The 25,429-nt window shown below is 67.1% G+C and carries 27 protein-coding genes; 11 read left to right on the top strand and 16 right to left on the bottom strand.

What is annotated here, in order from left to right:
• Positions 1-8 precede the first annotated feature (8 nt).
• Genes ACTJKQ_RS08740 through ACTJKQ_RS08680 form a run of 13 tightly spaced genes read right to left on the bottom strand, consistent with a single transcriptional unit; the run spans position 9 to position 11,397 of the window.
• Positions 9-989 carry a tripartite tricarboxylate transporter substrate binding protein gene (locus ACTJKQ_RS08740; RefSeq protein WP_440596600.1) on the bottom strand — a complete coding sequence of 327 codons (981 nt, stop codon included), beginning with the start codon at positions 987-989 and terminating at the stop codon, positions 9-11.
• A gap of 13 nt (positions 990-1,002) precedes the next feature.
• Positions 1,003-1,749 carry an SDR family NAD(P)-dependent oxidoreductase gene (locus tag ACTJKQ_RS08735; protein ID WP_056065496.1) on the bottom strand — a complete coding sequence of 249 codons (747 nt, stop codon included), beginning with the start codon at positions 1,747-1,749 and terminating at the stop codon, positions 1,003-1,005.
• Positions 1,746-2,717, bottom strand: a complete 972-nt coding sequence (locus ACTJKQ_RS08730) for a Bug family tripartite tricarboxylate transporter substrate binding protein (RefSeq protein ID WP_440596599.1) — start codon at positions 2,715-2,717, stop codon at positions 1,746-1,748. The genes ACTJKQ_RS08735 and ACTJKQ_RS08730 overlap by 4 nt, the downstream gene beginning before the upstream one ends.
• Positions 2,714-3,295, bottom strand: coding sequence for a cupin domain-containing protein (locus tag ACTJKQ_RS08725; RefSeq protein WP_146872075.1), 582 nt, complete (start codon positions 3,293-3,295; stop codon positions 2,714-2,716). The genes ACTJKQ_RS08730 and ACTJKQ_RS08725 overlap by 4 nt, the downstream gene beginning before the upstream one ends.
• 15 nt (positions 3,296-3,310) lie before the next feature.
• On the bottom strand, positions 3,311-4,108 hold the full coding sequence (locus ACTJKQ_RS08720) for a cyclase family protein (RefSeq protein ID WP_056065486.1): 798 nt from the start codon (positions 4,106-4,108) through the stop codon (positions 3,311-3,313).
• 16 nt (positions 4,109-4,124) lie between these two features.
• Positions 4,125-5,144 carry a tripartite tricarboxylate transporter substrate binding protein gene (locus ACTJKQ_RS08715; protein WP_099729124.1) on the bottom strand — a complete coding sequence of 340 codons (1,020 nt, stop codon included), beginning with the start codon at positions 5,142-5,144 and terminating at the stop codon, positions 4,125-4,127.
• On the bottom strand, positions 5,141-6,301 hold the full coding sequence (locus ACTJKQ_RS08710; protein WP_440596598.1) for an MFS transporter: 1,161 nt from the start codon (positions 6,299-6,301) through the stop codon (positions 5,141-5,143). Before ACTJKQ_RS08710 ends, ACTJKQ_RS08715 begins: the two co-directional genes overlap by 4 nt.
• Before the next feature lie 12 nt (positions 6,302-6,313).
• Complete coding sequence (locus tag ACTJKQ_RS08705; protein ID WP_099729122.1) at positions 6,314-7,447, bottom strand: FAD-dependent oxidoreductase; 1,134 nt, start codon at positions 7,445-7,447, stop codon at positions 6,314-6,316.
• A gap of 16 nt (positions 7,448-7,463) precedes the next feature.
• Positions 7,464-7,799: a Rieske (2Fe-2S) protein gene (locus ACTJKQ_RS08700; protein ID WP_099729121.1), complete on the bottom strand. Its 336-nt coding sequence runs from the start codon at positions 7,797-7,799 to the stop codon at positions 7,464-7,466.
• A gap of 9 nt (positions 7,800-7,808) precedes the next feature.
• Positions 7,809-8,750 carry a VOC family protein gene (locus ACTJKQ_RS08695; protein WP_440596597.1) on the bottom strand — a complete coding sequence of 314 codons (942 nt, stop codon included), beginning with the start codon at positions 8,748-8,750 and terminating at the stop codon, positions 7,809-7,811.
• Between the two features lie 38 nt (positions 8,751-8,788).
• Positions 8,789-9,961 carry an alpha/beta hydrolase family protein gene (locus ACTJKQ_RS08690; RefSeq protein ID WP_440596596.1) on the bottom strand — a complete coding sequence of 391 codons (1,173 nt, stop codon included), beginning with the start codon at positions 9,959-9,961 and terminating at the stop codon, positions 8,789-8,791.
• Positions 9,962-9,972: 11 nt separating this feature from the next.
• Positions 9,973-10,461: a hypothetical protein gene (locus ACTJKQ_RS08685; protein WP_440596595.1), complete on the bottom strand. Its 489-nt coding sequence runs from the start codon at positions 10,459-10,461 to the stop codon at positions 9,973-9,975.
• 24 nt (positions 10,462-10,485) lie between these two features.
• Positions 10,486-11,397, bottom strand: coding sequence for a SphA family protein (locus ACTJKQ_RS08680; protein ID WP_440596594.1), 912 nt, complete (start codon positions 11,395-11,397; stop codon positions 10,486-10,488).
• Positions 11,398-11,663: 266 nt separating this feature from the next.
• On the opposite strand from ACTJKQ_RS08680, the gene ACTJKQ_RS08675 reads away from it, so the two are divergent.
• On the top strand, positions 11,664-12,575 hold the full coding sequence (locus tag ACTJKQ_RS08675) for a LysR family transcriptional regulator (RefSeq protein ID WP_056065468.1): 912 nt from the start codon (positions 11,664-11,666) through the stop codon (positions 12,573-12,575).
• Positions 12,576-12,732: 157 nt separating this feature from the next.
• The gene (locus ACTJKQ_RS08670) at positions 12,733-13,635 is read left to right on the top strand and encodes an EamA family transporter (RefSeq protein WP_440596665.1); all 903 of its coding nucleotides are present in this window, start codon (positions 12,733-12,735) and stop codon (positions 13,633-13,635) included.
• A 22-nt stretch (positions 13,636-13,657) separates the two neighbouring features.
• Here the strand turns inward: ACTJKQ_RS08670 and ACTJKQ_RS08665 are convergent, their stop codons facing one another.
• Entirely contained in the window at positions 13,658-14,173 is a 516-nt protein-coding gene (locus ACTJKQ_RS08665) for an Lrp/AsnC family transcriptional regulator (RefSeq protein WP_440596593.1), read from the bottom strand.
• A 163-nt stretch (positions 14,174-14,336) separates the two neighbouring features.
• On the opposite strand from ACTJKQ_RS08665, the gene ACTJKQ_RS08660 reads away from it, so the two are divergent.
• Entirely contained in the window at positions 14,337-15,353 is a 1,017-nt protein-coding gene (locus ACTJKQ_RS08660; protein WP_116750176.1) for a 1-aminocyclopropane-1-carboxylate deaminase, read from the top strand.
• A gap of 124 nt (positions 15,354-15,477) precedes the next feature.
• Positions 15,478-16,476: a Bug family tripartite tricarboxylate transporter substrate binding protein gene (locus tag ACTJKQ_RS08655; protein WP_440596592.1), complete on the top strand. Its 999-nt coding sequence runs from the start codon at positions 15,478-15,480 to the stop codon at positions 16,474-16,476.
• A gap of 36 nt (positions 16,477-16,512) precedes the next feature.
• On the opposite strand, the gene ACTJKQ_RS08650 is transcribed toward ACTJKQ_RS08655, so the two are convergent.
• Together ACTJKQ_RS08650 and ACTJKQ_RS08645 are read right to left on the bottom strand one after the other, a co-directional pair.
• Entirely contained in the window at positions 16,513-18,453 is a 1,941-nt protein-coding gene (locus ACTJKQ_RS08650; RefSeq protein ID WP_440596591.1) for an MFS transporter, read from the bottom strand.
• A gap of 55 nt (positions 18,454-18,508) precedes the next feature.
• A complete protein-coding gene (locus ACTJKQ_RS08645) occupies positions 18,509-19,396 on the bottom strand; it encodes a hypothetical protein (RefSeq protein WP_440596590.1) in 888 nt (295 codons plus the stop codon).
• A 133-nt stretch (positions 19,397-19,529) separates the two neighbouring features.
• Here ACTJKQ_RS08645 and ACTJKQ_RS08640 point away from each other — a divergent pair, with 133 nt between their 5' ends.
• The 7 genes from ACTJKQ_RS08640 to ACTJKQ_RS08610 all read left to right on the top strand — a co-directional run bounded on the left by ACTJKQ_RS08640 (position 19,530) and on the right by ACTJKQ_RS08610 (position 24,998).
• Positions 19,530-20,261: a helix-turn-helix domain-containing protein gene (locus tag ACTJKQ_RS08640; protein WP_099729114.1), complete on the top strand. Its 732-nt coding sequence runs from the start codon at positions 19,530-19,532 to the stop codon at positions 20,259-20,261.
• Between the two features lie 287 nt (positions 20,262-20,548).
• Complete coding sequence (locus ACTJKQ_RS08635; RefSeq protein ID WP_440596589.1) at positions 20,549-21,442, top strand: TetR/AcrR family transcriptional regulator; 894 nt, start codon at positions 20,549-20,551, stop codon at positions 21,440-21,442.
• Positions 21,439-22,014: a DUF2867 domain-containing protein gene (locus ACTJKQ_RS08630; RefSeq protein WP_440596588.1), complete on the top strand. Its 576-nt coding sequence runs from the start codon at positions 21,439-21,441 to the stop codon at positions 22,012-22,014. Before ACTJKQ_RS08635 ends, ACTJKQ_RS08630 begins: the two co-directional genes overlap by 4 nt.
• Positions 22,001-23,332: an ABC1 kinase family protein gene (locus ACTJKQ_RS08625; protein ID WP_440596587.1), complete on the top strand. Its 1,332-nt coding sequence runs from the start codon at positions 22,001-22,003 to the stop codon at positions 23,330-23,332. Before ACTJKQ_RS08630 ends, ACTJKQ_RS08625 begins: the two co-directional genes overlap by 14 nt.
• On the top strand, positions 23,329-23,730 hold the full coding sequence (locus tag ACTJKQ_RS08620) for a hypothetical protein (RefSeq protein ID WP_440596586.1): 402 nt from the start codon (positions 23,329-23,331) through the stop codon (positions 23,728-23,730). Before ACTJKQ_RS08625 ends, ACTJKQ_RS08620 begins: the two co-directional genes overlap by 4 nt.
• Before the next feature lie 203 nt (positions 23,731-23,933).
• The gene (locus tag ACTJKQ_RS08615) at positions 23,934-24,386 is read left to right on the top strand and encodes a YXWGXW repeat-containing protein (protein ID WP_056065441.1); all 453 of its coding nucleotides are present in this window, start codon (positions 23,934-23,936) and stop codon (positions 24,384-24,386) included.
• A 156-nt stretch (positions 24,387-24,542) separates the two neighbouring features.
• Complete coding sequence (locus ACTJKQ_RS08610; RefSeq protein ID WP_056065438.1) at positions 24,543-24,998, top strand: YXWGXW repeat-containing protein; 456 nt, start codon at positions 24,543-24,545, stop codon at positions 24,996-24,998.
• The last annotated feature ends 431 nt before the right edge of the window (positions 24,999-25,429 follow it).

Raw genomic sequence — 25,429 nt, 5'->3', positions numbered from 1 at the left:
CAGTCCTATCAGGAAGAAGGTGTTTCCAGTCGCAGCCCCGCCGCCCGGATCACGCGGGCATAGCGGTCGGTCTCTGCAGTCAGAAATGCGCCAAACTCACGCGCACTCTGGGTGGGGGCGTCGGCACTGCCCAGCAGGGCCAGCTTTTCGCGCAGCTCGGGCTGGGCCAGGATGCGAACGCATTCGGCATTGAGCCGCGCGATGGCCTCGGTGGGCAGGGCAGCAGGAGCCAGCAGGCCAAACCAGCCGGTGACCTGAAAGCCTGCCAGTCCCGGTGTTTCGGCCACAGTGGGCAGATCGGAGGGCAAGGCAGGCGAGCGCTGAGCGCCGGTCTGCGCCAGCAGGCGAATGCGCCCGTCCTTGACCATGGGGGCCACGGCCAGGGCGCTGTTGAACATGAGGTTCACCTGCCCGGCCGCCAGATCATTGAGGGCGGGCGCAGCGCCTTTGTAGGGCACGTGCAGCAACTGCACTCCGGCCTGCTGCGCCAGCATCTCGCCCGCCAAGTGCAGCACATTGCCGCCCCCGGCCGATGCGTAGCTGACCTGCCCAGGCTTTCGCCGGGCAAGGTCCATGAGGTCGGACAGACTGCGCACCGGCAGGGCTGCAGGCACCGCAATCACCATGGGCCCGGGGCTGGCCACCAGGGCTACGGGGGCAAAGTCGCGCTGCGTGTCATACGGCAGCCGGGGGTAAAGGCTGCCGTTGATGGCGTGAGCGGCGCTGACCCACAGCAGCGAATGCCCGTCGGTGCTGCGGGCTACGGACTCCGAGGCAATGATGCCGTTGGCACCCGCGCGCGACTCCACCACCACCGGGCTGCCCAGGGCCAGGCCCAGCTTGTCGGCCAGCAGGCGGGCCACCAGGTCCGAACTGCCTCCGGCCGCGAACGGCAGGACGATGCGCAACGGCCGTGAGGGCCAGGTGGCTGCCCAGGTGCTCATGGGCAGCGCCAAGGCACTGGCCAGCAGGGTTCTTCGGTTCAGCATGCCGTGCATGGTTTCAACTCCCATCGCTGATGGTGGTGCCGCCGTCGACCACCAGGTTGTGTCCGGTCACAAAGGCCCCGGCGGGGCTGGCCAGCATGGCGACCACGCCAGCCACTTCCTCGGGTTCTCCGGCGCGCCGCAGCGGCGTGGCCTGGATGCGCCGCGCCATGAAGGCGTCGTCGGCCATGAGCCGCTCAGCCAACGGCGTGCAGATGAGGCCGGGCGATACGGCGTTGACCCGTACGCCCATGGGTCCCCATTCCACAGCCAGGTTGCGCGCCAACTGGGCCAGCGCCGCCTTGGTCAGCCCGTACAGGCCCATCGACCGGTTGCCGCGCAGGCCCGCGATGCTGGAGATGAGCACCGCGCTGCCGCCGCCCCGCGCTGCCATGCCAGGCAGCACCAAGGCACACAGCCGCGCTGCGGCGCACAGGTTGATGTCAAACACCTGCTGCCAGTCGGCATCGCTGGCATTGGCCAAAGGCCCCGCAGGCCCCTGGATACCGGCATTGCAGACAAGGATGTCCAGCGGCCCGGCGCGCTCCACCAGCGCAGCGATGGCCGCAGGCACCGCCATGTCGGCAGCGATACCGATGGCGTTGGGCAACGACGCAGCGACCTGCTCACAGGCCAGCGCATCGCGGTCAGAGACCACCACCCGGGCGCCCTGCTCGGCCAGGGTGCGCGCAATCGCCAGACCCAGGCCCTGGGTGGCCCCCGTAACCAGGGCGGTGCGACCCTGCAGATCAAAGAGACTCATTCGACCTTGATCCCGGCTTGGCGAATGGCCAAGCCCCACCGCTGCGATTCGCTCTGGATGAACTCGCCAAATGCAGCGGGCGCCAGCGGTGCAGGCTCCAGGCCCAGCGGGCGATAACGGCCCAGCACCTCGGGCGACTCCAGCGCGGCCACCACCGCCTTGTGCAGCACTTCGACCACCGGCGCTGGCGTGCCCGCGCGCACCATCACACCGTTCCAGCCCGGAGTGTCGAGGTCCGCATGCCCGGCTTCGGTCAGCGTGGGCACCTGGGGCAGCACCTGCAGGCGCTGTTCGCTGCCCACGCTGACCAGCGCCCGCAGCTTGCCTTCGCGCACCAGCGGCAGGCTCGATGCCACCACATCGCACATGAAGTCCAGGCGCCCGGCCATCAGGTCCTGCAGCGCGGGCGCTGCGCCCTGGTAGGGCACATGGGTCATGCGCGAGCGTGTCTTGATGCGCAGTTGTTCGGTCCACACATGCGGCTGACTGCCCTGCCCATATGAGCCGTAGTTGAGGCCATCGCCTGCAGCCGCCGCGCGCAGCAAGTCGGCCAGGGACTGGAACGGGCTGCCCGCTGGCACGACCACGACCAGTGGCGACTTGAACAATCGCGTCAGGGGCGCAAAGTCCTTGAGGGGGCTGAAGCTCAGTTTGGCATACAGCGCCGGGTACATGGCCAGCGGGCCGATGTCTGCGTACAGCAAGGTGTGGCCGTCGGCGGGTTGCTGCTTGACGTATTGGGCCGCCAGTTGCGCGGCACCTCCGGGCTTGTTTTCCACGACCACGGCTTGCTGCATGCGCTCTCCCAGCTTCTGCACCAGCAGGCGCGACATCGCGTCGCCAAAGCCCCCGGCCGGGTAGGGCACCACCCAGCTCAATGGGCGCGCGGGATACGGGGTTTGTGCCAACGCCCAGGGCGTCAGCGCTGCGGACGCTGCAGCGCCCAGCCATTGACGGCGCGTGCTCATGGCTGCTCCTTGGCAGGTGCGGCCACCGACGCATCAAAGCGCCCATCGACAAGCACAAACAGCATGCGGCACGGCGCACCCGAGCGGTTGGCCCAGGCGTGGTTGGTGCCCCGCTGCACCACCACACTGCCAGGGCACAGCTGCACTTCGCCCTCATCCAGGATCAGCGTCAGTTCGCCTTCGATCACCACACCGTAGTCCACCGATTCGGTGCGGTGCATCAGCGGGTGGGGGGAGTCGGCCTTCACCGTAGACGCCGCAGCGTCGCCCACCTGGCGGAAGGCGTCGTGCATGCGTTCGGCACCGTAGGCCAGAAACTCCGGCGTGTCCGGCGGGATGTCCACAAACCGGAAGCGCGTTCCACCCTGCGGGGGCGGCAGCACCAGCGGGCCGAGCGTCGGGTCCGGGCCGTTGTCCACGACCGCGGGCGATTCGGAGGTGCTCCACACTTCGTGGAACACGGTGCCTGGGATGGCGGCGATCTCGACCACCGTGGGCAACGGCCCATCGCTGGCAATGATGGCCCGACCTTGCGCGTTGTGACCGGTAACCACGCGGTGGATGGATGGAAAACCCATGAACGAACTCCTGACTCAATCTTCAAAAATGGCGACCGCGCGCGTCCAGCCTGCTGAGGCGCCGCGGATCTTGTGGGGGAAGCAGCTGATGGTGAAACCCGTCGGTGGCAGCGCCTCCAGGTTGTGCAGCTTTTCCAGGTGGCAGTAGCCGATGTCGCGGCCCGCCTTGTGGCCCTCCCAGATCAGGGCCTTGTTGCCGGTTTCCGCCACGCGCTGGGCGGTGTATGAAAACGGTGCGTCCCAGCTCCAGGCGTCGGTGCCCGTGAGGCGCACACCGCGTTCCAGCAGGTACATGGTGGCCTCGTAGCCCATGCCGCAACCAGCGCCCAGGTAGTCCTTGTGCCCGTAGCGCGAGCCCGCGCGGGTGTTGACCACCACGATGTCGAGCGGCTGCAGTGTGTGGCCAATGCGGGCCAGCTCGGCCTGCACATCGGCAGCGGTGGCCACATAGCCATCGGGCAGGTGGCGGAAGTCCAGCTTCACACCCGGCTGAAAGCACCATTCCAGCGGCACTTCGTCAATCGTGATGGAGGGGCGGGCTCCGCCGTTCTTCGCGTCCTGCGTGGAGTGGAAGTGCCACGGCGCATCGAGGTGCGTGCCGTTGTGCGTGGTCAGCGTCACCCATTCGGCGGCAGCTGCTTCGCCATCCGGGTAGTCCTCAGGCCGGGTGCCCGGGATCATGGCCATGAACTCGGGCAGCGTGTCGGCGTGCTTCTGGTACGTGATCTTGGGCGCCAGGGGGGGCGGGTCGGAGAGGACATCGTTTTCCAGGTAGATGGAAAGGTCCACAAAGCGGCGTTGGGGTTTGGTCATGGCAGGGGTACAAAGCTCACTCAGGCACCACGCCAACGGTTCGGGCGAGGGCCTGGTGGATCTGGATTTCGGATTGGTAGAAGTGGTCCAGGGCGGCCAGTGACAGAGGCTCCTGGGGCTCGGTGCCATTGGCGCGCAGAAAGCTCTGGACCTCGGTGTCGCGCAGGGCCACACCAAAGGCCTGGTGCAGGCGACGCACCGCCGCGTCGGGGGTATTGCGCGCCACCAGCAGCGCGCCCCAGGCGGTGTATTCAAAGCCCTTGAGCGCCGCAGACTGCTGGCTCAATGGCGCGACGTGCGGCAGCAGCGCAGGCGCATTGGCGGCGGTGCTGCCGAAGGCGCGCAGCTTGCCCGTCTCCAGCATGTTCAGCGACGCGCCGCCCAGCGGCACAAAGGACAGATCGATCTGATTGCCCATGAGGTCTTGCACGACCGGTGGCACACCGCGGTACGGCACATGCACCAGCGGCACGCCACACAGGCGCGCCCACTGTGTCCCCATCAGGTGGATCATCGAACCTTGACCGATGTGCCCAAAGGTCAGCGGCTTGCCAGCGGCCGCCGCTTGCCGCGCAATATCCAGCAACTGTGCATGGGTGGTGGCGGGCATGTCGGTCCGGCCTGCCAGCACGTAGCTGGTCCGCCCCAGCGTGCCGATGGCACGCATCTGCTCGGGCTTGTACCGCGCGCTGGCCAGAGACAAGGGCGTGAGGATGGGCTCGGTCTGCGACGCAACGACCAGCGTTGCACCATCGGCTGGCGCGTTCAGCATTCGCTGCACACCGATGGAGCCCCCAGCGCCCGGCAGGTTCTCGATGACGATGGTCTGACCCAGTTCGCGCTGCATCACTGTCTGCAGCTTGCGGGCGAACACGTCGCTGGGGTTGCCCGCAGGCTGGGGCACGATGAAGGTGACGTGCCGCCCCGACTGCGCGCGGCCCCACGGCGCAGCCATGCCTGCTGCCGCCGCCACCAGACAGGCGCGGCGGCTGAGCCGAGCCTGCTGGGTCTGCACTGAGGCAAAAGGCGTGCTCATGCCATGCCTTTCACTGCGACTGCAGTACCCGGAGCACGATGAATGCGTGCAAATGCATAGACCGCCACTGCATCGATCACCAAGGCGGCCACCCCCAAGCTGCCATAGCCCCAGGCCTTGACCAGCGTGCCACCGAGGATGGGCCCAATGGCCGCACCAAACATCAGCATGGCAGGAGTCGCGGCCAGCGCACGGCCACTGGGGTCCAGCCGCGCCAGCACGCCAAAGGCAAAGGTGTGCGTGAAGATCATCACGGCCGCAAACACGGCGGCGGCCGCCGCATAGGGTGCAAACATGGGCAAGTTCATGATCACCACCACCAGCAAAGCCTGCAGCGCAGGTCCCGCCAGCAGCACGTTGCGGGCTGCCCAGCGCTTTTCCAGCACCGCCGCCAGGGCCGCAGGGAAGAGGTTGACCACCCCCAGGGCAATGAGCACCCCGGTGACCGCCTGCAGGCCATAACCACGGTCGCTGCCCACGCGCTCCAGAAAGCTGAAGGTCATGGACTGCACCAATCCCAGGGCCGCGATGCCTGTCACGCCCCACCAGACGGCGGCAGGCAAAGGCGTGGCAGGCGTCCGTGAACGCTCCGCACCACCCGCTATGTCAGGCGCGGGAAACGCCACTGCCGCAGTCATCGCCCCCACCGCCATGACACCGGCAAACACCTGGAACAGCACCGGCCCGCCCTGCTGCGCCACCAGCACCGGCGTGCCGCCAAGGAACACGATGGCAAACACCCCCAGCGCCATGCCCACCAGCGCGAACAGGCGGTGGGGGTTCTGGCTGCGGGCGATGGTGCCATGCGTAACGCTCAGGGCCGCGCCCGCAGCCACCCCGGCAACGCCGTGCAACAGGGCCAGCAAGGCAAACTGTTGCGTGGTGGAGGCTGCGGCAAATGCCACGGCAGCGCCAGCAAACCCTGTGGTAGCCACGCTGCGCCCACGCAGCAGCTGGAAGAACGGCGCCAGCAGCAGGCTGGCCGCGACCGCCCCGGCCAGAAACAAGGTAGCCAGCAGGCCCGCCTGCTGCGGGTCAAAGCGGTACACCGAGATCAGCGTGCCCACCCACACCGGCAACGCGACCAGATCGACCATGCCCGCGCAATGGCCCACCATCAGGGCCACGCGGCCCCGCAACGAATTGGTTGTGATCATGGCGACCTCGCTTCAGATGGGCTGGGCCAACGCCATGAGGGACTCCCGCATGATGCGTGAGTGCTCTTCCTTGTCGCCCCCGTCGATCTCGATCTCGCCCAGGCGTGCCGAGTTCTCCACCACCATGCGGCAGCGCTCCCAGCGGCGGCTTTCAAAGGCCGCCAACGCAGCCGGCACGTCGCCCGCTGACTGCGCCAGTTCATCGGCCAGTACCAGCGCGTCCTCGATGCCGATGCAGGCGCCCGATGCAAGGTGGGGCGTGGTGGCGTGCACCGTGTCGCCGATCAGCACCACGCGCCCACGGGACCAGGGTCGGGGCATGAGCAGCCCTTCCAGCGGGCGGTACACGATCTGCGAGTCCGGGCCCATCTGGCTGCGGATAGCCTGCAGCGTGGGGGCAGTAAAGCCCTCCAGCAGCGCGCGCAGGGCGTCCACAAACGTCGCTGGATCGACATGGTCGTTGGTGGGGCGCGGCTCGGTGACGAAGAGGTACATCTCGGTCTTGGAGACCGGGTTCACGCCGGGTTTGATCTGGGGCCCCATCCACATGGTGGCCGTCTCGATCTCTGGCGGCCGGGGCAGCACGGCGCGCCACACCGCCTGGCCGCTGTAGCGCGGCCGGGGGGCGTTTTCAAACACGGCTTCGCGCACCTTGGAGTAGAGCCCGTCCGCGCCGATCACCAGGTCATAGCGCTGGCGCTGGCCGTCGGTGAAAGTCACCAGCACCCCGTCGGCCTGCTGGTCGATGGCAGCGAAGGTGCAGCCCAGACGGACATTGGCGCCCGCTGCGCGGGTGGCCTCGGCCAGGATGCGGGCCAGCACCGGGCGCAGGATGGCGCCGCCACCCGGCACATCGTCGCCCGCAATGCGGGGCGTGGGCAGCGTGGCCACCAGGGGGCCATGGGGGAGGTGCAGGTTCACGCCGTCCGAGGCGTTGCCCTGGGCCAGAAAGGCCTCCAGAACACCCAGGCGCCGCAGCGCCCGCAGCGTCGCGCCCCCCAGGCTGATGCCGGCGCCATAGCTGCGCCAGCCGGGGTCGATCTCGACCAGATCCACCTGGGCGCCCTGCTTGCGCAGCTCAATGGCCGCTGCCATGCCGGAAAATCCGCCGCCAATAACCAGGATGCGTTGGGAAGATAGGCTCATGGGTTTGTCTCCTTGTTCATTTTTTAGGGTTCGCCAGATGGACGTCGCCATTGGCTTGCTGGACCAGGGGTACGGGGGTGAGCGCATCGCCCAGGCACGGCCCCAGAGTGCACACCCCGGTGGCGATGTCAAACAGTGCGCCATGGGCCGCACAGACGATGCGGTCACCGGCCGCGTTCAGATACCGGTCCTTGCGCCATGCCATCGGGACGCCATCGTGGGGGCAGACGTTGGCATAGGCATGCAAACGCAGGCCCTGCCGCACGACGATGACCGTGTCCTGGCCGTGGCCTGCGGGGTCAAAGCCCCGCGATGCGCCGTCGGGCAGGTCGCTCCAGTGGCACAGCTTCATGGTGCCAGCTCAATGGTGCGCCTGCGCTGGCGGCGGGCCCGAGGGCGCCCACTTCTCGCGGTGCTGAAACAGGAACAGCTGCGAGGCATCGGCGCTCATCGGCACCTCCCGCGGCGCCCAGGTGTTGTCGTGCTGGTCCATGTCTGCGTCGTATTCGACATGGCAGCCCAGGGGCGAGTTGAAGTACCAGAACCAGTTGCTGCCGAACCGGTGGCGCCCGGGGCCCCAGAAGCTCTGGTAGCCCTTCTCCACAAAGCGGGTGCCGGCCAGCAACAACTCTGTGGGGCCGCCCATGTGGAAGGTGAAGTGCTCGCAGCCTTTCATGAACGGGGGCGTCTGGATCATGAACAGCGTGTGGTGGTCTTGCGTGCCCGCAGGGCGCAGGAAGGGGCCGACGCCCGTGAACCGGTCTGTGCAGACAAAACCCAGGCGGGCATAAAACGCCTCGGCCTTGGCCGCGTCCGGAACGAAGTACACGACATGCGACAGCGAGCGGGGTCGCGCCACCAGGTCTGGCGGCAGACCCAGCGCGTTGGGAGTCCGCTGCGGCGCGGCCCCGGGGGCGTTGACGGATTCGGCAGGCATCGACAGCGGCTTGCGCACGGTGACCTGGAACGCGAGGGCAAAGCCCAGGTCGTCCGTGGTGCGCAGCACGCCGCCCTGGCGCACCACCACGCGGTCGCGGGTCAGTTCGGCCTCGATGGTATCGAGCGTGGCCGCGTCGGCTACGCCGTAGACGGTTTCGCGCAGCAGGCTGGCTGTGCCCAGCGAAGGCGGCAACGCCGGGTCGTCATGAGCGCGTATTTCCACGGCTGTCCCGTCCAGCGCCTCGAAGCGCCCGCCCTGTGCCGTCACCCCGACCGGGGTCAGCCCGTAGTCCGTCAGGTACTGCGCGCAGGCGGCGATGTCGTCCACGCCAAAAACCAGCGCGTCTGGTCCAATGATGTTCATCTCTTGATCCTTTGTGGTGTCAGTGGTGCGGTGGGGCTTCAAGCCCTGCAGGCGGTGTGTCCGCCCAGGACTTCTGCCACCCAATCCGCGATGTAGTGGCCCGCATTGATGCTGTTGTCAAAGCTCGCGTGCTGCGAGCCGCCTTCGCGGTCGGTGAACACCTTGAGTTCTCGCCGGGGGCTGTTGACCAGCTGCTCGTAGGTGCGGTGCGCCCACTTCAGCGGGATTTGCGAATCACGCTCGCCGTGCGTGACCAGGAAAGGCACGCGGATCTTCTCGACCACACCGTCCAGGTGCACGTTCTGCGCGATCCGCATGAAGTCGTCGATGTCCTTGGCACCCCATACCCAGCACACGTGGGCCCAGTAGTGCGGCACCGGGAAGTCGCCTTCTTTCTGCAAGCGGCGTTCTTGCACGTCCCGCCAGTCGTGGTTCGCGCCCCAGGCCACGCCGCAGGCGAAGCGCGGCTCCATCGCCACACTGCGCGGGCAGTAGTAGCCCCCCAGGGACACACCTTCGCAGCCGATGCGCTTCGGGTCCACGGCGGGGTGTTGCTCCAGCCAGTCCACCACGCGGCTGGCCCAGTGCTCGGTGTCGTACCGCGCGGTCAGTCCGTGAAGGCGCAGGGCTTCGCCGGTCCCTGGCTGATCCACCACCAGGGAGGACACGCCACGGTGGGCCAGCCACGCAGGCAGTCCGACTAGGTGCTTCATTTCCTTGGTCGAGTCCAGGCCGTTGAGCTGCACCAGAATCGGCGCCCGCTGGCCCGGCCGGAGCCCCTTGGCCGGGTAGTAGAGGGCAGAGAGGTGGGCTCCCTCGTACGGAATTTCGACGCGCTCCACCGGATCGCCCATCAGGGCCGAGCCTTTGAGGAACAGCTCCAGTTCGCGGCGGTAGATGGCCAGGCGGCCTGGTGCGTTGTGAGCCTGCAGCCGCTCAGCGGTGATCAGATAGCTCGCAGCGCGCCGGTACTTCTCACCGGCCGAAAGCATGCGCCCCCGGGCTTCGTCTTCTTCGGCCAGCCCGCAGAGCTTGTCGGCCATGCGCACCCAGGTCTCGCGAAAGGCCTGCGTGCCAGCCGCATCCGGGGCCTTGGCGGCCTCTTGCAGGGGGGCGCACATCTCCTCGATCTCGCCGATGCGCGCGCCCATTTCAATGGCGAGATCGACGGACAGGTTCCAGACGTAGTTGGTGGGGAAATACTTGAACATCTATTTCAAACTCAGGGTTGGGAACTGCGGGGGCGCGGCGTGATGCCGATGCTGGCGAAGAAGCGGGCCGTGGCGGGGTCTGCGAAGTCCGGCACAAAGCGGAAGGCCCGGATCTGGCCGCCCTCGATGCGCAGCACATCGCTGCCGACGATGCGCTCCACGCCCGCCTTCTCGTACAGCGGGCTGCGCACCTCCAGCCGGGCGCTCAACTCACTGGCGCGCACCTCCACCGAAAGCACAGTGAGCCGTGCGCGCGGCTGCACCACGGTCTGGTCGATGTAGAGCGCCAGGCAAGTCGGGTTGTCCATCGGCGCAGTGCAAGCCGGGTAGTCCGATCGCTCGACATCCGGGGCGATCAGCGCACGCACCGTACCCATGTCTGCCGCGTGCACGGCCTGCACATAGCGGTCGAAAACCGCCTGCGGCTCAGCGGGCGCGGCGGCACGGGCCAGCGCGCAGGCAGCAAGCAGGGGTAACGCCATCAGAGATTTGTGGGTCATGGTGTGCAATGCGAATGTGCGAGGTCAGTGCTTGATCCACAGCGGAATGGCGATCCCGATGCCCAGCACGTTGTTCTTGGTGGTATTGGCGGCGTAGATGCCCCGCTGGTAGCTCAGGCTCACGCTGAAGGGGCCGGCGTTGTAGTTGAGCGAGGGCCCCAGCGCAAAGCTGCGTGCGCGGTTGTCCTGGATGGTGGCGCCGCCTTGCTTGTCGTCCGTGAACTGGTGAAGGTACGAACCCACCATGCCCATCTTCCAGGGGCCGACGTTCCAGCCAGCGGTGAATTCGCTCACATAGCCGCTGCCCGAGCGGTAATGGGTGGTGCTGTTTTCACGGTTCACCATCAGGCGGTTGATGAGGCCAATATCCAGGCCGCTCGGATCGGTGTGGCGAATCCCGAGCACCGGCTGGACCGAGGTGTAGCCGGTGGACACGCTGGGCCGGTGCGGGTCGTAGGAGCCATTGGGCAGAGCGATGTCCAGCCCCGCCACGGCATAGGTCTTGTCTGTCAGGCTCCAGCGCAGCACGGCGGGCGAGACGGTGATGTTGGCCACCCCGCTGTGCCGCTCGCTGTGGCCGGCGACGTCGGTGCGCAAGGAGACGGCAGGAATCACCAGCTGCGAATACAGCCGTGCGCCCAGCACCGTCATGTCGTAGGACGCCAGCAGCCGCGTGGTGGCCGAGGTTGCGCTCAGCTTGAACGGGATGGGTCGCTTGTCGCCGTGGTTGTCATACAGACCGCTGGAGGTGGTGTGGTGCACCTGCTCCAGCACAAACAACCCGGGAATGGGCGGCAGGCCGGCCACGTATTCGCCGGTCGATCCGACCGGGAAGGGCGACACGCCCCCTTCGAAAGCCTGGGCCAAGGGTGCGCCCAGCAGGCTCAGCAACATGCAGCCCGCCGCCTGCCCGGCGCGGGAAAGTACCGTCTTCATCGTTGTCTCCTTTTTCTACGCATCCAGCCAGGCTGGGCGTTTTTTCGCTTTGCTCGACAGGGCCTCTGTCACACGGGTGGGGCCCTCATCGGGTCTGCCAGGTGGCAGGACGGGAGCGAGATTAAGATCGGCCTTAACTTAGATCAAATGGATTGATTCCATTCGCAGTATTGATCTCATGAATAGATCAAGGACTTTGCGGCCCCCTGTTGCACCTGGCTGGGTGCACGGAAGAAACCACATGCCCTCATCGATGCACGCCGCCCATGCGCTTTAACAAACTGGACCTGAACCTGCTCGTGGCACTGGACGCCCTGCTCACCGAACGCAGCATCAGCCGCGCCGGGGAGCGCCTGCACCTGAGCCAGCCCGCCACCAGCAACGCGCTGGCGCGCCTGCGCACCTATTTCGACGATGAGCTGCTGGTGCAGCAAGGCCGCACCATGGTGCTGACGCCGCGTGCCGAGGGGCTGCTGGACCCCGTGCGCGAGGTCCTGATGCGCATCGACAGCACCATCGCAGAAAAGCCCCGGTTCGACCCCGCCACCTCCACCCGCAGCTTCACCCTGCTGGTGTCCGATTTCACGACCACGGTGCTCATGCAACCGCTGATCGAGCAGCTGTTTCAGGAAGCGCCCGGGGTGCAACTGCACCTGCGTGCGCAGAACAACCGGCCTGTCGAGCAGTTGGAGGAATACGGGGCCGACGTCCTCATCATTCCCGAGCAATACGCCTCGCCCAGGCACCCGAGCGTCACGCTGTTCGAGGAAACCTACCTGTGCATCACCTGGGAGGGAAACCCCCACATCTCCGAAGCGCTGAGCTTTGACGACTACCTGGCCGCCGGCCATGTGGTGGCCGACTATTCGGGCGCGCGGCACATCCCGGCGTTCGACGGCTGGTTTCTCGAACGCTTTGGCGTGAAGCGCCGCATCGAGATCTCGGCGCCCACCATGGCCGCCCTGCCCAGCCTGGTGATTGGCACCCACCGTGTGGCCACGGTGCACAAACGCATCGCCCTGCGTGCCGTTCAGCTTGGCCTGCCCGTGCGCATCTGGGAGCCGCCCCTGGAGATTCCGCCCATGCGCCAGAAACTGCAGTGGCACCGGCACCGCGACAAGGACCCTGGGCTGGAGTGGCTGCGCGAGCGGGCCATGGCCGTGGCCGCGCGCATCTAGCCCACCCATGCCGCTGCGCTGCAGTGCGGTGCGATGGGGTGCGCAAAATGTCCCGTTTTGATCGGAAACCCGGCCGAACACCGCCGCTATGGCCGAGGTGCGCAAGCCACAATCGGAACCCTTCCACGGCCACTTCCGCAACACCATGACCTCTTCCCTGCGCCCCCGCGACCTCGCCCTGGCCCTGCTCGTCATCATCGTCTGGGGCCTCAATTTCGCCGTCATCAAGGTGGGCGTGGCCGGTGTGCCGCCCCTGCTGCTGGGCGCGCTGCGCTACCTGCTCGCAGCCTTCCCCGCACTGCTATTCGTCAAGCCGCCCAAGGTGCCGCTACGGCTGTACCTGCTGTACGGCATGACCATGGCCGTGGGCCAGTTTGCGCTGCTGTTCACCGCCATCCACATCGGCATGCCCTCGGGCCTGGCGTCGCTGGTGCTGCAGTCACAGTCGTTCTTCACCCTGCTGCTGGCGGCTTGGTGGCTGCGCGAAAAATGGCATGGCAACCAGGTGGCGGGCCTGGCGCTGGCAGGCTGCGGGCTGGTGCTAATCGGCAGCGCGCATGGCGCCTCCATGCCCCTGGCAGGCTTTGCGCTGACCGTGGCGGCGGCGGCGATGTGGGGCTGCGGCAATATCGTCACGCGTGCCGTGGGGCGGTATGGGCCGATGAACCAGTTTGCCTTCATCGTCTGGTCCAGCGTGGTGGCGCCGCTGCCGTTTGTGGCGCTGTCGCTGTGGCTGGATGGGCCCGCCACGGTGTGGGCGGCCGTGCAGCACCTGTCCTTTCAATCGATGGCCGCCGTGGCCTATATCGCGTGGATTTCGACGCTGCTGGGCTTCGGGCTGTGGACCTACCTCATGTCGCGCTACCCCGTGAACCGCGTGGCGCCCTTCACGCTGCTGGTGCCCGTGGTGGGCCTGACCACGGGCTGGGTGGCGTTTGGCGAGCAGTTGCTGCCCGTGCACTTTGCAGGCGCCGGGCTCTTGATGGCGGGCTTGGTGGTCAACGTGTTTGGCGGCCCGGCCTGGGCGGCCATGATGGGACGGCTGCGCGGCGCCCAGTAAGCGGTCGGTCGGACGCAGGCCGCTACATCGCCAGCGGCAACTCGGTGGTCGAGAGCACGTTGCGCAGCACCATGAACGAGCGGACCTGCCGCACCCCCGGCAGGTAGAGCAGCTGCTCGGCATGCAGGCGGTTGAAACTGTCGTTGTCGCGCGTGCGCACCAGCATGAAGTAGTCGAACTCGCCGGTGACCACATGGCATTCCATGCAGCCGGATACCTTGGCCGCCGCCTTTTCAAACTCGGCAAATGAATCGGGCGTGGAGCGGTCCAGCACCACCCCAATCATCACCAGCATTCCCGCACCCACCGCCTGAGGGTTGAGCAGCGCCACCACCTTATCGATGAGTCCCAGGCGCCTGAGGCGCTCCACCCGGCGCAGGCAGGCGGGCGGGCTCAGATGCACCTTCTCGGCCAGTGCCACGTTGGAGAGCGACGCATCACGCTGCAGCTGCCGCAGGATGGCTTTGTCGGTGCGGTCCAGCTCGGCCGAGACATCGGCCTGCGGCGCATTCTTGGGACGAACTTTTGTTGCGCACATAGGTCTTCCAGAGAAATATTTTTCCCTCACATTCTGATCCATCAACCTGAAACACTGAAATTTTGGAAAATTTTGCAACCACTTGACGCGCGTGTTTTTCTACGATGAAGGCACTGCAAGCCCCCCCCGCTTGCGCCTCCTCTTCATCGACCGGAACACCGCCATGAACCTGCAGAAATTTGCCCGCCACCCGCTCACCTTCGGCCCCTCTCCCATCACGGCGCTGCCGCGCCTGTCGGCCCACCTCGGCGGCAAGGTGCACCTGTACGCCAAGCGCGAGGACTGCAACTCGGGCCTCGCCTTCGGCGGCAATAAGACGCGCAAGCTCGAATACCTGATCCCCGAGGCCATCGCAGGCGGCTACGACACGCTGGTCTCCATCGGCGGCATCCAGTCCAACCAGACGCGCCAGGTGGCCGCCGTGGCTGCACACCTGGGCATGAAGTGCGTGCTGGTGCAAGAGAACTGGGTCAACTACTCCGACGCGGTGTACGACCGCGTGGGCAACATCGAGATGAGCCGCATCATGGGCGCCGACGTGCGCCTTGACGCAGCGGGCTTTGACATCGGCATCCGCCCCAGCTGGGAGCAGGCCATGGAGGACGTGAAGAAGGCCGGTGGCAAGCCCTTCCCCATCCCCGCAGGCTGCTCCGAGCACCCGTACGGTGGCCTGGGCTTCGTGGGCTTTGCCGAAGAAGTGCGCCAGCAAGAAAAAGAGCTGGGCTTCCAGTTCGACTACATCGTCGTGTGCTCGGTCACGGGCAGTACGCAGGCGGGCATGGTGGTGGGCTTTGCCGCCGATGGCCGTGCGCGCAAGGTGATCGGTATCGACGCCTCCGCCAAGCCCGAAAAAACCCATGCCCAGGTGCTGCGCATCGCGCAGAACACCGCCAAGCTGGTGGAGCTGGGCCAGGAGATCACGGCCGAGGACGTGATCCTGGACACCCGCTACGGCGGCCCCGAGTACGGCCTGCCCAACGAAGGCACGCTCGAAGCCATCCGCCTGTGCGCCCGCCAGGAGGGCATGCTGACCGACCCGGTGTACGAAGGCAAGTCCATGCACGGAATGATCGATATGGTGCGCAAGGGCGAATTCCCCGAAGGCTCCCGCGTGCTGTACGCGCACCTGGGAGGGGTGCCGGCGTTGAACGCCTACAGCTTTCTTTTTCGCAACGGCTGATGCGTCCACAGAGCAGCAACGGCTGGCGCAGCTGGCCGGGCTGTCGTTGATCTGAGCACCTGTTCAAAGGGCCCTTGACCGCCAGGCAAGGGCCCCGCCCGTACCCCCGATCCAAGGAGTCCCCATGAAGTGCTTGCAGCTTGTCAGTCGGCGTAGCGTGATCCTCGTGGCGGCAGCCGCGGCGGGGCTGGGACTCGGCACGTGGCGGCTCGCCCATGCCGACGGCTATCCCGCCAAGCCGGTGCAGTTGGTCGTGCCCTTTCCGCCGGGGGGCGCCGTGGACATCGTGGGCCGCACCATCAGCAAGAAGCTGGGCGACCGCCTGGGCCAGCCCATCGTGGTTGAGAACAAGGCGGGCGCGGGCACCGTGGTCGGTGCGGCGTATGTGGCCAATGCGCCTGCCGATGGCTACACGCTGCTGATCAGTTCTGGCTCCACCTTCACCGTAAACCCCGCGCTGAACGCCAAGCTGCCCTACGACCCCGTCAAAAGCTACGAGCCCGTCGGCCTCGTCGCCCGTGTGCCCCTGATTCTGCTGGCCCACCGCGATGTGCCGGTCAACAACCTCCGGCAGCTGATCGCTGCCGTTCAGCGCACGCCCGACAAATTCTCCTACGGCTCGTTTGGCAACGGCACCACGGGGCATTTCGCAGCCGAGCTGACCTGGTCGGCCGCGGGCATCAAGCTGATGCACGTGCCTTACCGGGGCAGTGCCCCCGCCATGGCCGACCTGATGGGCGGGCAGATTCCCTTCACCATTGACACTGTAGCGGCAGCACTGCCACAGCTCAAGGCGGGCAAGATCAAGGCCATTGCCGTCACGGGCGCCACGCGGGCCACGCAGCTGCCCGACGTGCCCACGGTGGCAGAAAGTGGCTTCCCGGGGTTCTCGGCCGATTCCTGGCTGGCCGTGGTCGCGCCGCGCGGCCTGCCCGCCGAGGCCAAGGCCAAATTGCACAAGGCCCTGGCCGAGACCCTGGCGGACGCCGAAATCCGCAGCAAGCTCATCGCCGCAGGGCTGGAGCCGTCTTACGCCACGGGCGATGCCGTGCTGGCGCAGATCGAAGACGAGTTGCCACGCATGCGCGCCATTGCCCAGCGCGCGCAAATTCGGGCGGACTGAACCCGCCCAGCCACGGGCGGCTTGCACTCTTGGCCGTCAGGCCGCCAGCAGCTTCTGCACCCGCTCGCGCAGCAGTGTGGGCTGCACCTCGGTCGATGCCACGGCAGAGCCCACATTCAGCCCCACCCGGCTGTAGAACCCCCGGCGGAACGGCCGCACCATGGCGCCACCCTTTTCAATGCGGCTGAAGTACGAGCCCCACAGGTTGGTCAGCGCCATGGGGATCACCGGAGCCTGCACGCCCTCTGCACGCGCACGCTCGATGATCTTCATGATGCCGCCCTTGAACTCCTGCAATTGCCCGTCCTTGGTGATGCCCCCCTCAGGGAAGATGGCCAGCAGATCGCCTTCGCGCAACACCTGGGCCGCTCGGTCAAAGGCCGCTTCGTAAGTCTTCGGGTCTTCCTTGTACGGCGCAATCGGGATCGCCTTGGCCAGGCGGAACAGCCAGCCCAGCACGGGCACGCGGAAGATGCGGTGGTCCATGACAAAGTAGATGGGGCGCGGGCTGGCCGCCATGAGCAGCACCGCATCCACAAAGCTCACGTGGTTGCACGCCAGGATGGCCGCACCGGTGGACGGCAGGTTCTCGTCGCCTTGCACCTTGAAGCGGTACACGAACCGCGAAGACACCCAGGCGACGAAGCGCAGCAGGTACTCGGGCACCAGCATGAAGATATAGAACGCCACCACGGCGTTGGCCAGGCCGGTGAAAAGGAAAATCTGCGGCACCGTGAAACCCGCGCCCAGCAAGGCGCCGGCGATGAGCGAGCTGCCGATCATGAACAGTGCATTCAGGATGTTGTTGGCCGCGATGATGCGCGCACGGTGCGTGGGCTGGCTGCGCATCTGGATCAGCGCGTACATGGGCACGCTGTACAGGCCCGCAAACAGGCTGAGCAGCGCCAGGTCCAGCATCACGCGCCAGTGCGCGCCCTGGGCCATGAAGGCGGCCAGGCCCATGATCTCGGACGCCGGCAGGCTGCGCGACGCGAAGTACAGGTCGATGGAGAACACGCTCATGCCGATGGCGCCCAGTGGCACTAGGCCGATCTCGACATGACGGCGCGAGAGCACCTCGCACAGCAGCGAGCCGATACCGATGCCGATGGAGAACACCACCAGCAGCAGCGAAGCCACCTGCTCGTTGCCATGCAGCACGTTCTTGGCCAGGCTGGGGAACTGGCTCAGGAACACCGCGCCAAAGAACCACATCCAGCTGATGCCCAGCAGCGAGCGGAACACCACGATGTTCTCGTGCGCCAGTTGGAGGTTGCGCCAGGTTTCGGTGAAGGGATTCCAGTTGATGGTGAGGCCCGGGTCGGTGGCAGGCACCGAGGGAATGAACTGCGCCACCGCGCGTCCCGCCAGGGCCGCCACCACACAGGCCACGGCCACGGTGGTGTGGCCGATGCCGGGCAATGCCACCAGCAAACCACCAGCCACATTGCCCAGCAAGATGGCCACAAACGTGCCCATCTCGACCATGCCGTTGCCACCCGTCAGCTCCCGCTCGTTGAGCACCTGGGGCATGTACGCAAACTTGACGGGGCCGAACAGCGTGGAGTGCACGCCCATCAAGAAGGTGCATAGCAGCAGGATGGGGATGTTGCCCCCGATGAAACCCACGGCCGCCACCAGCATGATGGCAATCTCCAGGTTCTTCACGAAGCGGATCATCTTCGTCTTGTCGTACTTGTCGGTCAGCTGGCCCGATGTGGCCGAGAACAGCAAGAACGGCAGGATGAACAGCGCGCCGATCACCAGCCCCGCCATGGCCGGCGGCAGCCAGTCCACACTGAGCTGGTAGGTCACCATCACCGTGAAGGCGAACTTGAAAAGGTTGTCGTTGGCCGCCCCAGAGAACTGGGTCCAGAAGAATGGCGCAAACCGCCGCTGGCGCAGCAAGGCAAACTGGTTCGGGTCCTCGTGCGTGGGCGCGGGGGCCACGCTGGTGGAGGCGGTGTCGGGGCTCATGCGTTTCTCCTCGTTTCCGATGGGTTGGCTTGTTGGAATTTTCCGGACCTGCGCTTCATGCGCCGGATCTGCGGGCGACACCCACGGCGTGGGCGCCATTCTGCCCGGACGGCATGACCAGCGGCATCACCGCCGCGTCACTGTGGCGCAAAGCCACCAGCGCCCCCAGTGCCGTCAGCACCGGCCAGGCCGCGCCCGCCGCCAGCACATGCTTGAGGCTGTGGCCTGACACCCATCCGCCCGTGGCCTCGAACACCGAGTGGTCTGCCGCCTCCAGCAGCTTGGCCAGGGCGTACAGCACCACCACCACGCCCAGGTGCAGCGCCAGGCCATCGACCCGGCGTGGAAGGCATGCCAGCCCCAGCACCACCAGCAGACCGCCCAGTTGCACCACGGCCCAGGGCAACAAGTTGCCGGTGTGCACCCAGACCCACACGGCCATCGGCCCGGCCAGCAGCACGGTGCCAGCGGCGGCCACGCCCGCCCGCGCGCTCACCCGACTGGCAGCCGCCAGACCCAGCAGCCCCGCAAAGGGCAGGACCATGCCCAAACGGTCCCACAGCAGGCCTGCGTCCTGCGGCTGCCAGTGGTACAGAGCAGAGCCTGCGGCGGTGCACAGCAGCCCGCCAAAGAACAGAGCCGCCAGCGCACGGGAAGCGGCGTCCAGCGCGCCCGACGGCACACGGCGCAGCAACCACCAACCCCATGCACCCGCCAAGGCAAAGGCCAGGTTGCTCAACACATCCAGAGCGCAGGGAATGCCCCACAGCGTGCGCTGGTCGGCAAAGCCATGCTGGTGCTGACTGGCGGGCAGCCCCGGGCCAAACAGCGCCAGCGCGAGCAGCGTGGCCACGCCCAGCAGCAGGCCGGTTTCGGCACAGGACAGGCGCGGCAGCGTTGGCAGGCCGCGCAAACGAAGAGGAATCACAGAAGCAATACGCATCACACACACCGTAGAAAGTGAACGATGCCGCGCAGTGTGGGCAGCGGCCGCATCGGCCGCCTCAAAAAGTCGCGCAAGGGGCTACCCACGCACCTTCGGGTATTGATAATCGATACCCAGGAGCCCCCACACCATGAGCACCACCGCCGACCTCGTCACCGCCCTGAAAAAGGAACTCAAGACCGCGCAGATGACCTACGCCGATCTGGCGCAGGCGCTGGGCATGGCCGAGTCCAGCGTCAAGCGCATGCTGGCCAAGGGCGACATGCCGCTGTCGCGCATCGACGCCATCTGCCGCGCGCTGGCGCTGGACTTTGCCGACCTGGCGCGGCGCGTGGCCGACGAGCAGCCCTTGCTGAAAGAGCTGACCCACGAGCAGGAAAAAGCCGTGGTGGCGGACAAGAAGCTGCTGCTGATGGCAATTTGTGTACTGAGCCAGTGGACGCTGGAGCAGGTGACGGGCTACTACCGCCTGACCGAGGCCGAAGGCATCAAGTACCTGGCACAGCTGGACCGCATCGGCATCATCGAGCTGCGGCCGCTCAACCGCTACCGCCTCAAGCTGGCCAAGACCTTCCGCTGGCGCCCACATGGCCCGGTGATGAACTACTTCCGCGACCACGCGTTGCTGGACTACTTTGCAGGCGGCTTTGACGGACTGGGCGAAGGCGTGCTGCTGGTGCACGGCAACATCAGCCGCAGTCTGGCGCCCGCCTTCATGGAGCGCATGCAGCGCGTGGCGCAGGACTTTGCCCAGCAGCATCTGGCCGACCAGAAGCTGCCCGACCGCGAGCGCGAGGGCTACACCCTGCTGCTGGCGATGCGCAGCTGGGAATTCGAGGCGTTTGCCAGCATGCGGCGGTAAGCCTCCCGCCGATTTCGCGGACCCTGCAAGCGGCAGCCGTCGCTGCCCGCCAACTTCTGCCCTTGGTTGAGCGCAGCGGCCGCCTCACAGGTGCGGGGACTGGCCGCAGTGCCATGAACCAGCCTCCAATCACTATCTTTTTGATAGCTATCAGCACATAAAATACATGCGCTTGGGGCTAAAAATGCTCAAAAAACCTCCTTGCGCCCGGCAAGAGGTGGCTTGACGCCACAAACAGAAATAACTATTCTTTAAATTGAAAATTCAATCAATTTAAGAATAGTCGAATGAAAACCACCCGCCAGCAGCAAGACGCCACGCGCCGCCAGATCGTAGCCAGCGCGGTGGACCTCATGACCCGCCAGGGCTTTGACGGCACGACGATGAAAGACATCGCGCGGGCCGCCGGTATCGGCGACGCCACGATCTACAAGTACTTTCCGACCAAGGACCGCATCGTGCTCGGTTACCTGGACGACGTGGCCCACCAGGCGCTGGCCGACACGCTGCAGACGCCGGGCTTTGCGGGCTACGGCCTGCAAGAAAAGCTGCAGCGCCTGACCGATGCCGTGCTGGAGCGCCTGCTGGCCGACCGCGAGTTCGTGGCCCAGGTGCGCGGCCTGGCGCGGCGCTCGCCGCTGTCGATGCTGGCCGAGCCGCTGGCAGCGCGCCAAAGCCTGCGCGATGCGGTGGCGGGCTTTCTGGAAGCCGCCGAGGCCAGCGGCGAGATCGAGCCCTGCGACTTCAAGGGCCTGGCGGGCAGCCTCTACACCGACTACCTGGCGGGTGTGGTGAGCTACTGGCTGGCGGACACCTCCGACGAATTTGCCGACACCACGCAGCTGGTGGACCTATCGCTGGGCGTGCTGGTGCAGGCGCTGCGCGGCGGGCTGGTCAACCGCGTGCTGCAACTGGGCGGCTTTGTGCTGCGCAGCCAGATGGCCCGCATGGTGCAACACGGCAGCGGCCTGATGGGCATGCTGCACATGGCCCAACAGGCCATGGCCAGCGCCCCCACAGCCCGGGCACCCGCTCCCATGGCAGCCGCCGCCACAAGCCCGGCCACCACGCCTTCGCAGCCCCCTCGCACGCAGCGCAAGCCCCGCGCTGCTACGCCCCCCACCGAGGCACCGGCCGCCCAGCCCAAAGCCACGCCCCGCAAGAAAAAGAGCGCTCCATGAATGCGACCCCTGCCCTCGCCGCGCCCATCACCGCGCGCGCCACACAAGTGCCGCCCGGCACCGCCATCCACGCCACACTGCCGGGGGCAGATTTTTTTGACGCCTACGAGGTGGCCGACCGGCACCCCACACGCTCCGCCCTGCAGTCGTGGCTGGACGTGGCGGCCCGCACCCCGGCATGGACCCGCGCCCTCATGTTCGTGCGCAACAAGGCCGTGCGCCTGGTGGGCCTGAAGGACCTGGGCCAGCTGCACGATGACCATCCACCCGCCAGTGGCCGGCCTCTGCGCGACGCGCGCAGTTACCGCGTGGGCGACCGCGTCGGCATCTTCCGCATCCGGCATCTGAGCGACACCGAGGTGGTGATGGGCCAGGACGACAAACACCTGGACGTGCAGGTGTCCATCTGCAAACAGCCCGCCGCCCCTGGCGCCACGCCCCGCGTGGTGCTGAGCACGGTGGTGCACATCCACAACACACTCGGCCATGCCTACATGGCGGTGATCACGCCCATCCACCGTGTCATAGCGCGCGGCACGGCGCAGCGCCTGGCAGACCATGGCCAAAACTGAGGCGGAAGCACCCCGCACCGGCAAGCTGGCCCGCAGTGCCATCACGGGGCTCGCGGCAGCGCGCATCGGCATGGCCGAGCTCTCGCACCGCACGCGCAAGCGCTCGGCCCAGGCGCAGACCGAGCACGAGGCAGCACTGGGCCGCATCCTGTTTGGCGCGCTGGGGCAGCTGCGCGGCTCGGCGCTCAAGGTGTCACAGCTGCTCAGCATGCACCCGGGCCTGCTGCCCGACGGCGTGCGCAGCGAACTGGCTCGCGCCCACCACCAGGCCCTGCCGCTCAACCGAGCCCTGGTGGGCCGCGTGTTCCGCCAGGCCTTCGGGCAGGAGCCAGAGGCGCTGTTCGACCACTTTGAACCCACTGCGTTTGCCGCCGCCAGCCTGGGCCAGGTGCACCGCGCACAGCTGGCAGGCCACGGCACGGTGGCTGTCAAGGTGCAGTACCCCGGTATTGCCGCGACCATTGCGAGCGACATGCAACTGATGCGCGCCGCGCTGCGCGCGCTGGCCCACACCGACATGCCTTTGCCTGCGGATGCCGTACTGGACAGCGTGATGACCGAGATCGAGGCCACGCTGCTGCGCGAGGTGGACTACCTGCAGGAGGCCGAACAAATGCAGTGGTTCGCCCAGCATGCGGCCCGGCCGGGAGTGGTGATGGCGCAGCCCCTGCTCTCGCACACGCGGGCCCAGGTGCTCACGCAGCAATTTCTGCCCGGCCAGCCGCTGCAGGCCTGGCTGGCCACACAGCCATCGCAGGCGCTGCGTGACCAGGCTGGACAGCACCTGTGGGAGTGGTTCATGCACTGCATTTTTGTGCTGGGGCGGGTGCATGCCGACCCGCATCCGGGCAACTTTCTGTTCGCGCCCGATGGCACGGTGGGCGTGCTCGACTTTGGCTGCACGCGTGCCCTGCCCAGCGCATTCCGAGCGCAGGTGGTGCAGGCGTGGTCAGCCCTGCTGCGCGCTCCCGCCGACCCCGCGCGCACCGCGCAGGTGCTGCAGGCCTACCAGGCGCTGGGGCTCTTGCGCAAGGACCTGACCGTGCAGGCCTACACCAGCGAACTCGCCCCCGCACTGGCCGAGATGCAGGCCTGGCAGATGGAGCCCTTTACCCAGCCGGTGTTTGACTTTGGCACCAAGACACCGCCGCCCATCACCCCCGGCCAGCACCAGCGCGTGCTGGGCCAGCACCTGGCCCAGGTCCCTGGCGAGATGCCCGCATTCGAGCGCATGTGGATGGGGCTGATGCACCTGCTGACGCAGCTGGGTGCCCGCGTGCACACCCAGGCCCACGAGGCGCTGGCCATTCACCCATGACCAACACGGCGCTGACCCTGGCGGCAGCCGGGCTGGCCCTGGTGGGTGTGGCCCATTCGGTGCTGGGGGAGCTTCTGCTGTTTCGCAGCCTGCGCACGCAGGGGCACCCAACGGCGGGGCGCGTGGAGCCCGGCACTGCGCGGCAGGTGCTGCACACCCCGCACCTGCGCATCCTGTGGGGCACCTGGCATGTGGCCTCGGTGCTGTGCTGGGCGTTGAGCGTCCTGCTCTGGCGCCTGGGCACAGCGCCTTGGGACGCTGCCCTGGGCGCCTGGGCCGCCGATGTGGTGGGCCTTGCCACCCTGGCCAGTGGCGTGCTGGTGTTCTTTGCCACGCATGGCAGACACCCGGCATGGTGTGCGTTGCTGGTGATTGCGGCTCTGGTGTGGTGGCGCTGAAGCAAGCCATCGCGGGCGGGTGAATGGAGGAGGCCGACGCCGGATGCCTGGACAGTCGTGACAAACATCACGCTGCAACCGTTTGCCTCCGAAGTCGGCAACACAACTTCACAAAGCTTCGCAATGGGACTACACCGGCTTGACGCAGTGTGCGCACCATGAAGTCTCCGGTTCCGCAAGGAATCACATCTGAGGAGAACCTTATGGCCCGCAAAGCACTTGCCGCTGTGTCCATCGCCCTGCTGTCGCTGGGCGCCGCGAGCGCGGCGCAGGCGCAGACCAGCGCCACCGTTGTCATCCAGGCTGGTACACCCGTCTACCGGCAACCCGCCCCGGTACTTGTGCAGTACCAGGCACCTCCCCCACCCCGCTACGAGGTGGCACCCCACCCGCGCCGCGGCATGGTGTGGGTGCCCGGCCACTGGGAGTGGCGCGGCCACCGCCATGTGTGGATGCAGGGCTACTGGGTGAAGGCCCGCCCCGGCTACCACTACCGCGAGCCCCGCTGGGTCGAACACGGCGGCCGGTGGAACATGCAGCCCGGGGGCTGGGACCGTGATGGCGATGGTGTGCCCAACCGCCATGACCGGGACCGTGATGGTGATGGCGTGCCCAACCGCTACGACCATCGCCCGGACAACCCATACCGCCGTTAAGCCGAGGGGCAGCCGCCTGCGGTAGCGCGCAGGCCAGCCCCAGAGCGCCCCCCTGCGCCTACGCCAGGGGCGGCATCGCGCCTACAGCGCGGCGCCGGGTACCCGTGCACCATCGACACACCCGGTTCCGCATCGAACCAACCACAGGAGACACTCATGGCCCGCCACCCGCTCACCGCAGCATCCCTCGCGCTTATGGCGTTTTTGGCCTTCGCTCCTGCGCAGGCCGCCACCCAGGGCACCGTCATCATTCAGTCCGGCCAACCCGAGCGCGGCTACCAGACTGCGCCCACCTACCAGGTGATTCCTGCGCCGCCACCTCCGCGCAATGAAGCGATGCCCCGCCCTCGCCGAGGCCAGGTATGGGAAGAAGGCCACTGGGAATGGCGCGGCAACCGCCACCACTGGGTGCGCGGCCACTGGGTGCAGGCGCGCAACGGCTACCAATATCGCCAGCCCCAGTGGATCGAACGCGAAGGCCGGTGGGAGATGCAACGCGGTGGCTGGGACCGCGACGGTGACGGCATCTCCAACCGCAACGACCGGGACCGCGATGGCGACGGTGTGCCCAACCGCCGCGACAGCCAGCCGGACAATCCGCGCCGCAATTGAGGGAGCAACTCCCGCCGCGACCAGGGCGCTGAGCAGGCTCCGTCCCCGCGGTAGCGGCAGACACTGCTACCGCAGCAACAACACAGCCTGACCGAGCCCCGGAAAGTCCGCCACCACTTCGGTACCTGGCGCCACCAGAACGGTGCCAGTGCACGACCCCGTGGTGACCCACTGCCCCGCGNCCCAGGCTGCGCGCGCCTTCGTTGGCCAGCCACACCAGCAGCCGCAGCGGGTCGCCCGCCGGATTGCCCCAGGTGGCATGCTGCACGGCCACGGCCCCGTTCACCGACAAGGTCACCGCTTGCGCCAAGGGCTGCACGGCGGCCACATCGTTGGTGCCAGTCCCCACAATCAGCGCCCCGTGGCAGGCCTGGTCGGCCAGGCGGCTCCACTCGCCCTGTTGCGCCCAGGCAGCAAAGCGCGTGTCGCAC

It is taken from the genome of Acidovorax sp. 22279 (genome assembly GCF_052045435.1).
In the GTDB taxonomy this organism is placed as follows: Bacteria; Pseudomonadota; Gammaproteobacteria; order Burkholderiales; family Burkholderiaceae_C; genus Acidovorax; species Acidovorax delafieldii.
The sequence above is the reverse complement of the archived record's forward strand: the minus strand, read 5'-3'. Positions and strand labels throughout refer to the sequence as shown.

Bases quoted from the DNA above. Each gene is read 5' to 3' on its own strand.
- ACTJKQ_RS08725 (WP_146872075.1), bottom strand. From the start codon at position 3,295: ATGGGTTTTCCATCCATCCACCGCGTGGTTACCGGTCACAACGCGCAA.
- ACTJKQ_RS08610 (WP_056065438.1), top strand. From the start codon at position 24,543: ATGGCCCGCCACCCGCTCACCGCAGCATCCCTCGCGCTTATGGCGTTT.
- ACTJKQ_RS08645 (WP_440596590.1), bottom strand. From the start codon at position 19,396: ATGCGTATTGCTTCTGTGATTCCTCTTCGTTTGCGCGGCCTGCCAACG.
- ACTJKQ_RS08630 (WP_440596588.1), top strand. From the start codon at position 21,439: ATGAATGCGACCCCTGCCCTCGCCGCGCCCATCACCGCGCGCGCCACA.
- ACTJKQ_RS08685 (WP_440596595.1), bottom strand. From the start codon at position 10,461: ATGACCCACAAATCTCTGATGGCGTTACCCCTGCTTGCTGCCTGCGCG.
- ACTJKQ_RS08640 (WP_099729114.1), top strand. From the start codon at position 19,530: ATGAGCACCACCGCCGACCTCGTCACCGCCCTGAAAAAGGAACTCAAG.
- ACTJKQ_RS08655 (WP_440596592.1), top strand. From the start codon at position 15,478: ATGAAGTGCTTGCAGCTTGTCAGTCGGCGTAGCGTGATCCTCGTGGCG.
- ACTJKQ_RS08720 (WP_056065486.1), bottom strand. From the start codon at position 4,108: ATGACCAAACCCCAACGCCGCTTTGTGGACCTTTCCATCTACCTGGAA.
- ACTJKQ_RS08700 (WP_099729121.1), bottom strand. From the start codon at position 7,799: ATGAAGCTGTGCCACTGGAGCGACCTGCCCGACGGCGCATCGCGGGGC.
- ACTJKQ_RS08620 (WP_440596586.1), top strand. From the start codon at position 23,329: ATGACCAACACGGCGCTGACCCTGGCGGCAGCCGGGCTGGCCCTGGTG.
- ACTJKQ_RS08680 (WP_440596594.1), bottom strand. From the start codon at position 11,397: ATGAAGACGGTACTTTCCCGCGCCGGGCAGGCGGCGGGCTGCATGTTG.
- ACTJKQ_RS08695 (WP_440596597.1), bottom strand. From the start codon at position 8,750: ATGAACATCATTGGACCAGACGCGCTGGTTTTTGGCGTGGACGACATC.
- ACTJKQ_RS08675 (WP_056065468.1), top strand. From the start codon at position 11,664: ATGCGCTTTAACAAACTGGACCTGAACCTGCTCGTGGCACTGGACGCC.
- ACTJKQ_RS08625 (WP_440596587.1), top strand. From the start codon at position 22,001: ATGGCCAAAACTGAGGCGGAAGCACCCCGCACCGGCAAGCTGGCCCGC.
- ACTJKQ_RS08690 (WP_440596596.1), bottom strand. From the start codon at position 9,961: ATGTTCAAGTATTTCCCCACCAACTACGTCTGGAACCTGTCCGTCGAT.
- ACTJKQ_RS08735 (WP_056065496.1), bottom strand. From the start codon at position 1,749: ATGAGTCTCTTTGATCTGCAGGGTCGCACCGCCCTGGTTACGGGGGCC.
- ACTJKQ_RS08705 (WP_099729122.1), bottom strand. From the start codon at position 7,447: ATGAGCCTATCTTCCCAACGCATCCTGGTTATTGGCGGCGGATTTTCC.
- ACTJKQ_RS08715 (WP_099729124.1), bottom strand. From the start codon at position 5,144: ATGAGCACGCCTTTTGCCTCAGTGCAGACCCAGCAGGCTCGGCTCAGC.
- ACTJKQ_RS08710 (WP_440596598.1), bottom strand. From the start codon at position 6,301: ATGATCACAACCAATTCGTTGCGGGGCCGCGTGGCCCTGATGGTGGGC.
- ACTJKQ_RS08665 (WP_440596593.1), bottom strand. From the start codon at position 14,173: ATGTGCGCAACAAAAGTTCGTCCCAAGAATGCGCCGCAGGCCGATGTC.
- ACTJKQ_RS08660 (WP_116750176.1), top strand. From the start codon at position 14,337: ATGAACCTGCAGAAATTTGCCCGCCACCCGCTCACCTTCGGCCCCTCT.
- ACTJKQ_RS08740 (WP_440596600.1), bottom strand. From the start codon at position 989: ATGCTGAACCGAAGAACCCTGCTGGCCAGTGCCTTGGCGCTGCCCATG.
- ACTJKQ_RS08635 (WP_440596589.1), top strand. From the start codon at position 20,549: ATGAAAACCACCCGCCAGCAGCAAGACGCCACGCGCCGCCAGATCGTA.
- ACTJKQ_RS08650 (WP_440596591.1), bottom strand. From the start codon at position 18,453: ATGAGCCCCGACACCGCCTCCACCAGCGTGGCCCCCGCGCCCACGCAC.
- ACTJKQ_RS08615 (WP_056065441.1), top strand. From the start codon at position 23,934: ATGGCCCGCAAAGCACTTGCCGCTGTGTCCATCGCCCTGCTGTCGCTG.
- ACTJKQ_RS08730 (WP_440596599.1), bottom strand. From the start codon at position 2,717: ATGAGCACGCGCCGTCAATGGCTGGGCGCTGCAGCGTCCGCAGCGCTG.